This is a genomic window from Ilyobacter sp., assembly GCF_041583315.1.
Lineage (GTDB): Bacteria > Fusobacteriota > Fusobacteriia > Fusobacteriales > Fusobacteriaceae > Ilyobacter.
Genome location: NZ_JBFHGC010000025.1, coordinates 1 through 11,238, shown reverse-complemented (window position 1 = coordinate 11,238; position 11,238 = coordinate 1). Strand labels below are relative to the sequence as shown.

Annotated in this window: 11 protein-coding genes; all 11 read right to left on the bottom strand. The window is 35.9% G+C overall.

Annotation, left to right across the window (positions count from 1 at the left end; all coding sequences use genetic code 11):
* Position 1 precedes the first annotated feature (1 nt).
* The gene (locus ABZA26_RS01930; protein ID WP_372712835.1) at positions 2–613 is read right to left on the bottom strand and encodes a MotA/TolQ/ExbB proton channel family protein; all 612 of its coding nucleotides are present in this window, start codon (positions 611–613) and stop codon (positions 2–4) included.
* 30 nt (positions 614–643) lie between these two features.
* Positions 644–997 (bottom strand): hypothetical protein, encoded by a 354-nt coding sequence (locus ABZA26_RS01925; protein ID WP_372712834.1) that lies wholly within the window; start codon positions 995–997, stop codon positions 644–646.
* The gene (locus ABZA26_RS01920; RefSeq protein ID WP_372712833.1) at positions 994–3,840 is read right to left on the bottom strand and encodes a tetratricopeptide repeat protein; all 2,847 of its coding nucleotides are present in this window, start codon (positions 3,838–3,840) and stop codon (positions 994–996) included. The genes ABZA26_RS01925 and ABZA26_RS01920 overlap by 4 nt, the downstream gene beginning before the upstream one ends.
* A gap of 53 nt (positions 3,841–3,893) precedes the next feature.
* Positions 3,894–4,430 carry a DUF116 domain-containing protein gene (locus ABZA26_RS01915; protein ID WP_372712832.1) on the bottom strand — a complete coding sequence of 179 codons (537 nt, stop codon included), beginning with the start codon at positions 4,428–4,430 and terminating at the stop codon, positions 3,894–3,896.
* A gap of 92 nt (positions 4,431–4,522) precedes the next feature.
* A complete protein-coding gene (gene dnaN / locus ABZA26_RS01910; protein WP_372712831.1) occupies positions 4,523–5,638 on the bottom strand; it encodes a DNA polymerase III subunit beta in 1,116 nt (371 codons plus the stop codon).
* Positions 5,639–5,660: 22 nt separating this feature from the next.
* On the bottom strand, positions 5,661–6,488 hold the full coding sequence (locus tag ABZA26_RS01905) for an RNA polymerase sigma factor RpoD/SigA (protein ID WP_372712830.1): 828 nt from the start codon (positions 6,486–6,488) through the stop codon (positions 5,661–5,663).
* 48 nt (positions 6,489–6,536) lie between these two features.
* Positions 6,537–7,538 carry an NAD(P)H-dependent glycerol-3-phosphate dehydrogenase gene (locus ABZA26_RS01900; protein ID WP_372712829.1) on the bottom strand — a complete coding sequence of 334 codons (1,002 nt, stop codon included), beginning with the start codon at positions 7,536–7,538 and terminating at the stop codon, positions 6,537–6,539.
* A gap of 10 nt (positions 7,539–7,548) precedes the next feature.
* A complete protein-coding gene (gene plsY, locus ABZA26_RS01895; RefSeq protein ID WP_372712828.1) occupies positions 7,549–8,154 on the bottom strand; it encodes a glycerol-3-phosphate 1-O-acyltransferase PlsY in 606 nt (201 codons plus the stop codon).
* A 9-nt stretch (positions 8,155–8,163) separates the two neighbouring features.
* A complete protein-coding gene (rlmD, locus tag ABZA26_RS01890; protein WP_372712827.1) occupies positions 8,164–9,525 on the bottom strand; it encodes a 23S rRNA (uracil(1939)-C(5))-methyltransferase RlmD in 1,362 nt (453 codons plus the stop codon).
* A 90-nt stretch (positions 9,526–9,615) separates the two neighbouring features.
* Positions 9,616–9,888 carry a hypothetical protein gene (locus ABZA26_RS01885; protein ID WP_372712826.1) on the bottom strand — a complete coding sequence of 91 codons (273 nt, stop codon included), beginning with the start codon at positions 9,886–9,888 and terminating at the stop codon, positions 9,616–9,618.
* A gap of 4 nt (positions 9,889–9,892) precedes the next feature.
* Positions 9,893–10,837 carry a 16S rRNA (cytosine(1402)-N(4))-methyltransferase RsmH gene (rsmH, locus tag ABZA26_RS01880; RefSeq protein WP_372712825.1) on the bottom strand — a complete coding sequence of 315 codons (945 nt, stop codon included), beginning with the start codon at positions 10,835–10,837 and terminating at the stop codon, positions 9,893–9,895.
* Between the last annotated feature and the right edge of the window lie 401 nt (positions 10,838–11,238).

Genomic DNA, 11,238 nt, shown 5'->3' with positions numbered 1-11,238 from the left:
CCTACTTTCTAAAGAAGTTGATCATTTCAACACTAGACTTTTCCATGTTGTTTATTACAGTATCTATCCTTTTGTTAAAATAGTTATAGAAAATCACCGCTGGTATTGCCACAGTCAGTCCACCTGCTGTTGTTATAAGGGCTTTAGATATCCCTTCAGCAAGTACAGAAGGATCTCCTGTCCCATATGATGCTATAGCATGAAAAGCCTGTATCATCCCTGTAACTGTACCTAGTAATCCCAGAAGAGGCGTAGTATGTGCCACTATACCTAGTAACCACATACCCCTTTCCAGTCTAGGAAGTTGTGCAAGACCTACCTCCCTGGCTTTTTCTTCCATGTGTACTATGTTACAATCTTTATTTTTAGTACACTGAAGCAGTAGCTCCTTCAGCACTTTATATGTAGAGCATTCACGCTTTTCCAGAAGGGAAAAGGCTCCTGTATAGTCACCTTTCTCTATATACTCTTTCACATTCCATTTTATATCATCAAAATTCCCTTTTTCTTTTGATGCAAAATAAATACTCTTTTCTATTACCACTGCTAATCCTATTACTGACATGGCCGCAATAAAATACATAAGTATCCCGCCGTTTTGTATCCATACCATTTTTGATTCCTCCTTAAAAGACGATTAAAACTAAAACGCCGCTACTCCTAAAATAACAACTACTGCCCCTAAAATATATTTCCAGATAGACTTATTTGATGCCATATCTTCTGACAGTTCATTTTCAAGATCTTTATTATTTTCCTGTTGTTTTGCAAGGTTCAGTTTTTCTTTACTTTGCTGTACTTCATTAGTTTTCAGATTTGCATCTACCTTATTCAGAGCTTCATCCTGTATATATTCAATACCTGTTATCTCTTTTCCGCTTTCTAGAGTCTCTAGACTGACTCCTGTTACCTCTTGGCTAATTTCAGCTGTACCTTCCTGCCCATATGAAAAAACAAAAGACAGCATTAACATTAAAAATACTAATTTTTTTTTCACTGTTTTTTCCCCTCCTCAAAATATTCAATATATTTTTTTGACTTCTCAGGTGATCTTTTTTTCAGCTCCTCGTAATATGAAACAGCCTCCTTTTTCTTATCCTCTTTTAAATTCATACTGATAAGTTTTTCCAATGCAAAATCTTTAAATTTAGACTCTTTATACTGTTCTAAAAAGTCGTTGTAGCTTTTCTTAGCTTCCTTTTCATCACCCATAGCCTCATAGGCAACGGCGATTTTAATTACTGAAGATTCTTTCAGCGGGCTGTCTTTATACAAAAGATTTACTTTCGTAAACATTCTTAAGGCATTGTTGTAGTCTCCCTCTTTTTCATAGATTACACCTAGCTGAAATGCCGAAGTATCCTTATATTTGCTCTCGCTACTTCTGTCCACTATTTCATAATATTTTTTTGACTCTTCAAAATTTTCTTTTTTGAAATAATAATTTGCCAGATTAAATGCTGCTCTGTCCTTGTATTTTTCATCTTCAAGAAGTTTTTTGTATTCAGCATGAGCCAGTGCCACCTCACCTTTTTTCTCATAGGTTATTGCTTTCCAGTAGCTTGCTTTATTTTTCTCAGAAATCTTGTCTGCCCATAGGATTGCCTCATCCAGGCTGTTGCTCTCGTAGTGTATTTCTGTTAATTTTGCTGCTGCGTTTTCCTTTAGAGTAGCATCTTCTGTAGTTTCATAGAGCTCTTTATATGTAGCTATTGCACCTTCAAAATTTTCAGAAGCCATATTTGCATCAGCATTAAGGAGCATTACGTTCCCTCTGTAGCTGCTTTTTTTATAGTTCTTTAGAAATTCTGAAGAACTTTTTTTCAAAAGCTCAAACTCTTCAAGATTATAAAGTGAATTTATCTCCCAGTAAAGTGAGTCCTCAGCATATTGCCCCTTTGGATTTTTACTGTATATTCCCCTGTAGATTTTAGAAGCCTCTTTATAATCTCCTTCGCTGTAAAAACTTTCTCCAGTCTGAAAAAGTGCGTAGTCACTATAGCCCTCTATACCCTTCAGCTTATCATAGGTCTCTCTGCTCTTTTCATACTCTCCCATTCTGAAATACGAAAGAGCCATTTTATCCAGGACATCGCCTTGATTTTTCCCGTATCCTTTCCCCAGGTAACTTTCCCCTGTTTCTACAGCTTCAGAATACTTTTCCCATGAAAAATAAGTTTTCATCAGGTTATACTGAGCTTTTTCTTTTATCTCCTTCGTCCCGGATTCAGCTGCTTTTTTAAAGTGATTTTCAGCATCCTGGTATTTTAGCATCCCGAGAGAAGCTATTCCCTTAAGATATGTATTTTCAGAAGATGCATTTTGCATGTTCAGATATTTTTCCATTTTTTCATACTGCTTATCATTTAGAAGTATAGCTATAAGGTTTCCGAGGATCTCGTCATCTCTATTGTTTTTGAGATATTCCTCATAGACATTTTCAGCTTTGCTGATTTTCCCTGCACCGTAATACGAAGCCCCCACAGCCAGATACACATCTTTTTTATACTGCTGGTCCCTTACAAAGGTTTTTCTATACTCTTCAAAACGGATCTCAAGATCTTTCAGATCTCCTATTTTGCTGTCCACCACAATAATTTTATAAAGTTCATCTTTTCTGTATGAATTTTCATAAACCTTCATATAGTAATCTCTTGAAAGTTTATATTTTCCAGTTTCATAAGCGGAGCTTGCCATCATAAGATAAATGTTGTCACTATAGGCAGGTTTTACATCTCTGCCATTCAAATCCTTAGTCAGATCTAAAACTCCATTATAATTCTTTTTCTCATAATTTATTAAAGTTGAATAATAAATAGCATCATCTTCATATTCAGTATTTTTCAGGTCTTTAAAAAAGTCCAGTGATCTGTTTTTCTCACCTTTCTTATATAGAGAATAAGCATATCCATAGAGTACACTGGCGTCCTCTGACTTTGATACTATTTTTTCATAATATTCTGCCGACTTAGAATACTCCCCCTTATTGAGATTATATTCCGCCACAAGCTTGTATGCAGTTTTAGCTTCCTGTCCGCCTTTCAGTTTTGACACAGCTTTCATCATTTCAGGCTCATTTTTCAAGTCTCTGTATATGGATACAAGAGAAAGGAGACTACGCTGTGCATAAGTATCAGAAGGGTATTTTTCAGATACCTCTTTAAAATATCTCTCTGCTTTTACAATATCATTCATTTTATAATAGCACGACCCATAGATATAGTTCATCAGAGGATAGTTCTTGTCTTTTTCAGTTCCCTTGTAATACTCATCAAGATACACTATACTCTTGACATATTGTCCGTTATTGTAAGATGACAAAGCAAGATATAGTATCCCCTTGTCATAGTACTCTCCCTTTGTGCTTAGTAATTTTGAAAGCTCAAGCTGGGCCTTATTGTATTCCCCGGAATTATAGTATTCTTTCCCCAGTTCATAGACAGCCTTATCACGGTATTCTCCCTTTTCATCGAGATTTTTCTGATAAGCCGCTGCATCATCAAATTTCCCCAGATAAGCACAGTTGACAGTCTGATAATAATAGAACTCATCCTTTTCTCTGTTTTTCAGCCTGTAATTTGCAAGGAGAATATCAAAATATTTTTTAGATTTCTCATAATTTTTTTCCAGAAAATAAGTTTTAGCCAGCCTTTCCTGTATTGTCTGCATATATTTAGATTTCGGATAGTTTTTCAAAAAACCTTCCAGTTCAAGAACTGCTACCTTATAGTTTTTAGCTTTATACAATTCATCTATATACTTTATGTCCTCTTTTTCCCCTGCAAAAGACATTGTATTAAGAACAATCAGAAAAGCTATGATTGTCAGCTTTTTTTTCATGATGTGATCCCCCTCAAAATCATTGTAGTTACCCATGTTAGACTGTGTTTTAGCTATTTTTTTCCAACTAAATCAAAAATTATTTTTATGTCTTCTAGAGATACATTTGTATTCATACAGGGTCCATTATCCAGCTCATTGAATATGCCATAGACCATCATTGGAAATGAATCATATATCCCTGCAACCAGATCCCTTTCACATGCCACAGCTACTACAAAATCAGGTTTTTCATTTTTCAAAAAAAGTCTTGCCAAAGTACCACCTGTAGCTATTTTTACCGTGGCATTTTTCATCTTTACAAATTTAGATATTTCCCCTATTTTGCACAAACCACACTCTCTGCAGTTTCCTATATCAGAAGTTATCTTATAAGGACATGAATAATTTTGAATACAGTGAGGAAGCAGAAGGGCTATTTTTTTTATCTCTTTCTTTCTGCTTCTCTTGATGGCCAGTCTGTTATTAAACTTTATAAAGCTCTTTGAAACAAAATTATTTTCACATCTGTTTTTATTAAATTTTCTCGCTATAATATAGGCAAAATAATAGAGTATATAAACTATTTTTAACAGTAAAATTTTGACCATTTTCTTATTCCCCTCGTAATTTTTATCATATTTAGTATAGCATATTTATTTTCCCTTTTCAAACAATGAAAAAAGCAAGTCTGCAGACTTGCTTAATCTCTTAGGGCTAAAGGCATAGCTATATATAAATATTTTTCATCTTTACTGTTTTTCAGCTGTATGGCACTATTTGAAGTTAAAAGATCAATTATTAACCTGTCACTCTTATCCAGATGCTGTATGAAGTCTAAGAGAAATTTTACATTTAGGGAGATCCTCACATCTTCCCCATCCTGCTCAACCTCTATATGCTCATTGACTTTGGCAGTTTCTGATACTCCGCTTACATAAAGGTTTCCCTTATCCAGACTGAATATAGCACTATATTTAGATTCACTATTATTTTTTACAAATATCTGAACTCTTCTCAGCACCTTAGAAAACTCCTCAGTGTCCACAGATACCTTTTTATTATGAGATACTGACTTCATTATTCCGTTGTAATCAGGGAAAGGCAGATCTATAACCCTGCTTAAAACCATAGAATTCCCGACTTTGAAGAAAACCTGGTTTTCTTCAAATTTAAATTCCACATTTTCCTCATCCAGGGTTCGTAGGGTTTTTATCAGAGCCTCTACCGTAGTCAGAGGAATACTTACTTTGAGAGAGCCTTCATATTCTGTATGGTCTTCTAGATACACCAGACGGTAAGTGTCAGAGGAGATCATTTTTATCTTCTGATCTTCTATTTCCACCCTTACACAGTTAATGGATAAATTATCAGTGGAGCTAGAAGCACCAAACTTTGTTTTTTCAAACATTTCAGCAAGTTTTTCTCTGGAAAAAACCATACCAGAGCCCTCTATACTATCTTTTATTCTCGGATACTCTTCAGGATCCATCACAGAAAACTCAGAAGCTGAATCTGATGTCTCTATAATCAGAAGGCCGTCCTTTACCACTAGATTTATATCCCTGTCAGAAATCTCCTTTAGATACTCTTCCACCAGTTGATAAGAAAAGACCGCCTTACCGTTTTCATATATTTCTCCATCCATAAAAGACGTTATAGTGAGCTCGAGATTTGTACCCCTCAAAACAATCTTTCCGTCCTCCTGTGCCTCTAGATATACACAAGAAATTATGGGTCTTATTTTATTTTCAGCTACTGCTTTTTCTACTATTCTCAATGTTTTCAAAAATTCTTGCCTGTCTACCTTGATATTCAAATTTTTCCCTCCTGCTTAGAGACTATTTAAAAAGATATGGTTTCAACTCTTCACTGAACTTTGTTCTAAGCTTCTGAAGAGTTTTTTTCTCTATCTGTCTGACTCTCTCTCTGGTTATACTGAAACTCTTCCCTATCTCTTCTAGAGTGTGGATTTCATAACCGTCAAGTCCATACCTCAGTTTTAATATCTCTTTTTCACGGGGTTTTAAGACCTCTAACATGTCATTTATCTCATTTCTACCTATCTCACCTAATACTTCATCTTCTAGAGATTCTTCGTCAGGCTGACTGATAGTATCCTCTAAGAATATGTCATCTCCTATGGATGCGTTTAAAGACAAAAGATCCTGAAACTCAAGCATGACTTTCTGCACCTTTTTAGGAGTTATATCCAGTCCAAGGGCTATATCCTCTATATTTGGATAGACACTGTTTTTCATTACAAATTCCATTATGAATTTATTTACCTTGTTTAAAAGATCGTGCTTATATGATGGGATTCTTATTTCTCTTCCCTTGCTTATGATTGCCTTGCTTATGGACTGTTTTATCCACCAGACAGCATAAGTAGAGAACCTAAATCCCTTCTCTACATCAAATTTTTCTATGGCATGCATGAGTCCAAAATTCCCTTCACTTATTAGGTCTATAAAACCCATGCCTTTGTGGACGTAACTTTTAGCTATATTTACAACCAGTCTGAGATTTGAAAGAATTAGTTTGTGTTTTGCATCTTCACAACCACTCTTAGCCCTTATTAGAAGATCTAACTCCTCTTCTTTCGTCAAAATGTCATAACTACGGATATCCTCAAGATAAAGTGAAACTAAATCTCTTTCTTTTTCCATATATCTCTTCCCCACTTCTTTTAAGTTTTAGTTAAAATAAGATACCGATTAATAAAATTCCCCTTTTAAATCTCTTTCCATTAGTTTCTTTACCATCTCTTTAGCATCAGCATCCTCATAAAGCACTTTATACACTGCTTCAAGAATTGGCATCGATACATTACAAGATCTGGACTTTTCATAAACAGCCTTTACAGTAGGTACCCCTTCAGCTACCATTAGCATTTCATCCAGTATAGCCTGAAGTTTCATTCCTTTTCCCAGCTTGTCTCCCACATGCCTGTTTCTGCTGTGTTTACTGGCACAAGTCACAATAAGATCCCCTATACCACTCAGACCGCTGAAAGTTTTTTCCTCTGCTCCGAGTTCCACTCCAAATCTTGTTATCTCTGCAATTCCCCTGGTTATAAGGGCTGCTTTTGTATTATCTCCAAATTCCATTCCGTCAGCCATTCCTGCTGCAATAGCCAGACAGTTTTTTACAGCTCCACCTATTTCCACTCCGATTATATCCTCATTGATATACACTCTGAAGGTTCCTGTATTGAATATTTCCTGTATCTTTTTAGAATTCTCAAGGTTTCCAGCTGCCACAATGGTGGAAGGTATCTTATTAGCCACCTCTTCTGCATGGGTAGGACCCGATAGAACCACTATATTTTTATGAAATTTACCCATTATTTCATCTTTCATAACCTCTGAGAGCCTCATTCCAGTCAAAACTTCCAGGCCCTTAGCAGTATTTACCAACGTAATATCCTGCGTTATCTGAGAAGATATATTGGCTATGACACCTCTCAGCACCTGGGAAGGAACTGAAAACACAACACACTGGGACCCTTCTAATAGTCCCTCTGTCTCTGAGGTCACATGGAGGGTTTCAGGAAACCTTACCCCCTTCAAATACATCGGGTTTTCTCTTTCTGCCTGAAGCTTTTCAGCTCTTTCTTTCTTATATTCCCACAAAGTCACCGGATACCCTTTTTCTGCCAATAATACCGCCAAAGCCGTTCCCCAGCTTCCTGCGCCCATTACTACAATTTTCTTCATATCCATCTCCCTATTTAAATTTAAATTTATTTTCGGTTCCATTCATGAGTCTAGATATATTAGTTCTGTGCCTGTATATTACAAAGGCACCGATCAAAAACGTCATAATGAAAAGTTCTATTCTTATTAGCGATTCCCTTATGGGCATGATGAGAGTCAGTATAGGCAGCAGTGCTGCACAGGTAACAGATGCGAGTGATACATATTTACTGAAATACGCCACTATGACAAACACCCCTATAGTCACCAGCATTACCTGAGGTACAAGATATAGAAACACTCCTAAACTCGTAGCCACACCTTTTCCACCCTTGAAGTTTAAAAAAATCGACAGAGAGTGTCCTATTATTGTTATAAGTCCCACCAGTATAAGAAAGGTCCCTTCAACTCCTGCAAGATCTGCAAACATAACCGGAAAAAATCCCTTTGCTGCATCTGCTAGCAGTACCATGACTCCGTACTTGGCACCTAGAACCCTGTAAGCATTGGTGGCTCCGGAATTCTTACTCCCGTGTTCCCTTATGTCTATACCTTTTAGTTTTTTACCTATTATTACACCAGTGGGTATTGATCCCAAAACATATGCCAAAACTGCAAAGAATATAAATTTAAACATAGCTTCCTCCTAAGTTCGTTTTACAAATTTCCCCACAACCTCTATATGGCTCGTCTGAGGAAACATGTCTACAGGCTGTACTTTTAAAAGGTCGTATCCTACTTCATTTAAAACATTGGCATCCCTTGCAAATGTCGAAGGGTTGCATGATATGTAAACTATCTCATTTATTCCGGTTTTTGCAACACTGTGAAGGACGCTTTCCTCTATCCCCTTTCTGGGAGGATCAAAAATAATAGCATCTATCTTTTCATTCTTTTTAAGAAGTTCTTCCAGTTTCTCTTCCACTTTTCCGTTTATAAAATCAATATTTTTAATTTCGTTCTCCATACATGTCTTTATTGCATCTGATGTGGCTGATTTGACCATTTCTATAGCAAAGACTTTTTTAGCCCAACGGGAAAGTATCATGGCTATTGTACCTGTTCCGGAATAGGCATCTACTATATTTTTATTTTTTACGTCATCAAAATATGAGATTGCTGTTTCATAGAGTTTATTGGTCTGTTCCAGATTTATTTGGAAGAAAGATTTTGGAGATATATTAAATTTTATACCAAAGAGCTCCTCTTTCAGAGCCTCATCTCCGTATACGTAGATATCTTCTTCTCCCAGTGCTACGTTGGTTCTTTTATCATTTATGGATATATATGCGGATTTTATCTCTGGACATCTGTCTCTCAGATCAAATAAAAGTTTCTTCAGATTCTTAGCAGGTTCCCCTTTCACCACGAGGACTACCATTGCCTCTCCGAAAGAATTGGTTCTCACCATTACATGCCTCAATACCCCTCTGTGTTTTTTCTCGTCATAGACAGGTATCTTTTTTTTATTCAGTATTTCTTTCAGCTCTTTTATTATCTTATTTGCCAGTTTTGACTGAAGCATATTTTCAGATACTTCAAAAACTTCATGGGATTTTTTCTTAAAAAATCCCGATATTACCTCACCGTTCTTAAGGGCAAAGGGTTCTATCACCTTATTTCTGTAATATTTAGGGAAATCACTACCCATTGTATTATAGACTTCGCAGTTTTCCAGTTTGCCTATTTTTTTCAGTACGTCTTCTACCATCTCTTTTTTATATTTCAGCTGACTCTCGTAATTCAGCATTCCAAAGTCACATCCGTGAAAATCTTCAAATGTAATTTTGTCTTTTTCCGTTACTCTTTCTTCACCTGGTTTTATTATTTCTTCTATTATTCCTCTGGCATAGCTCTTCTTGAGAGATATAATTTTAACCTTAACTCTGTCGCCAGGTACAGACATGGGAACAAATACAGCCATTTTTTCAAAATAACCCAGTCCCTCTCCCCCAAAAATAATCTTTTCTATATCTAATTCTATTATTTGATCCTTTTTTAGTACCATATTATTTTGTTTCCCCTCTTTTTGTTCTTTTTTATTATATATTGTATGAAAAAAAATGTCAACGAAAGTAACCCATCAACTGATAAGGTTTTATTTTAATTTAAAGTACTCTATTTCATTGGATACTTCCATATCGAGTTTTGTTCTGGCTTCTTTTTCTATTTTCTCCAGGTCAACCTTGTTTTCAAGCTCTATTTTTCTGTTCTGATAAAGTTCTTCAGATTCATTTACAATTTTTTTCAGCTTTCTGACTTCTCCCTGCTCTTTTGCCAGCTGTATTACATAATTTAGGTGAACTATCGGAAGGCTTACAATCAAAAAAACTATAAGTATTATATATACCTTTTTCAGTTTTTCTTTCATACTTTTACCCCAGTCTTTCCACCACTCTCAGTTTAGATGAACGGGCTCTTTTGTTAAATTTCAGTTCGTCTTCATTTGGAGTAATCGGTTTTCGTGTTATTATTTTTACCTTAGCCTTGTTATCACACATGCATACAGGGAGTTCCGGCGGGCATATACAGTCTACCGACATCTCTTTAAACTTGTTTTTTACCATTCTGTCTTCCAGTGAATGGAAGGTGATTATAGCCAGTCTGCCACCTGGTTTCAGAGCATTTATTGCCTTGTCTATGGCATTTCCCAAAACATCCAGTTCTCTGTTTACCTCTATTCTTATTGCCTGAAAGGTTTTCATAGCAGGATGTTTAGGACTCTTCCCCTTATAAGCTCTCTTTATTATATCTACAAGGTCACCGGTAGTTTCTATAGGTTTTTCTGCTCTTATTTCACAAATAAGCCTGGCTATTTTTCTGGCATGACGTTCTTCACCATAATCATATATTATTTTAGAAAGTCTTCCTTCCTCATACTCATTTACCACTTCATAGGCAGATACTTTGGCTGTTTTATTCATTCTCATGTCCAGTCTGGTATCAAATCTATAGGAAAAACCCCTCTCAGGGTCATCTAGCTGTGTAGAAGATACTCCAATATCCATAAGTATCCCGTCTACCTTGTCATATCCTGCAAGATACAGAACCATATCCAGATTTTCAAAGTTATCCTTATAAGATTCCCATTTTTTTCCGTACTTCCCCAGCCTTTCCCTTGCAAAATCAAGGGCCTGCTGATCCTGATCGATGGAAATCAGTTTTCCGCTTTCTGATAAAGCCTTCAGAATTCCCTCTGAGTGCCCACCGCCACCAAGGGTACAGTCCAGGTAGACTCCGCTTTTATCTTTCACCAGATTTTCTATTGTCTCATGATACAACACAGGTATATGGTATTCGCATTCTATATCTTCAAACATTAATTACACTCCCAATTTTTAAAAGATAGATTATTAAGTTCATTTTACTATAATGAGCAAAAAAAAGCAACTTAAGGGGTATTTCTAGAAACTGGATTTCACTTGATTTTAGGACTTTTTCAAAACAAACTCTTTTAAAATTCAAAATATAAGTTTACTTTCCTTTCCTGTGCACACGAACTTTTACAATGTATTTATATTTTTTATATATCAGAAGGAAAATTTATAACACAAAATAGAGGAGCCCTTAAAAGGAGCCCCTCTATACTTTTACTAACTTAAGCTGTCCTGTTAATTGTCCTGCAACTTTTACCCTTACTCATCATGCCGTCTGTTATTTTTATACCGAACCTGTCTTTAACTTCAAGTTTAAACCTCAACATATTTTTTTCTTGCTCATT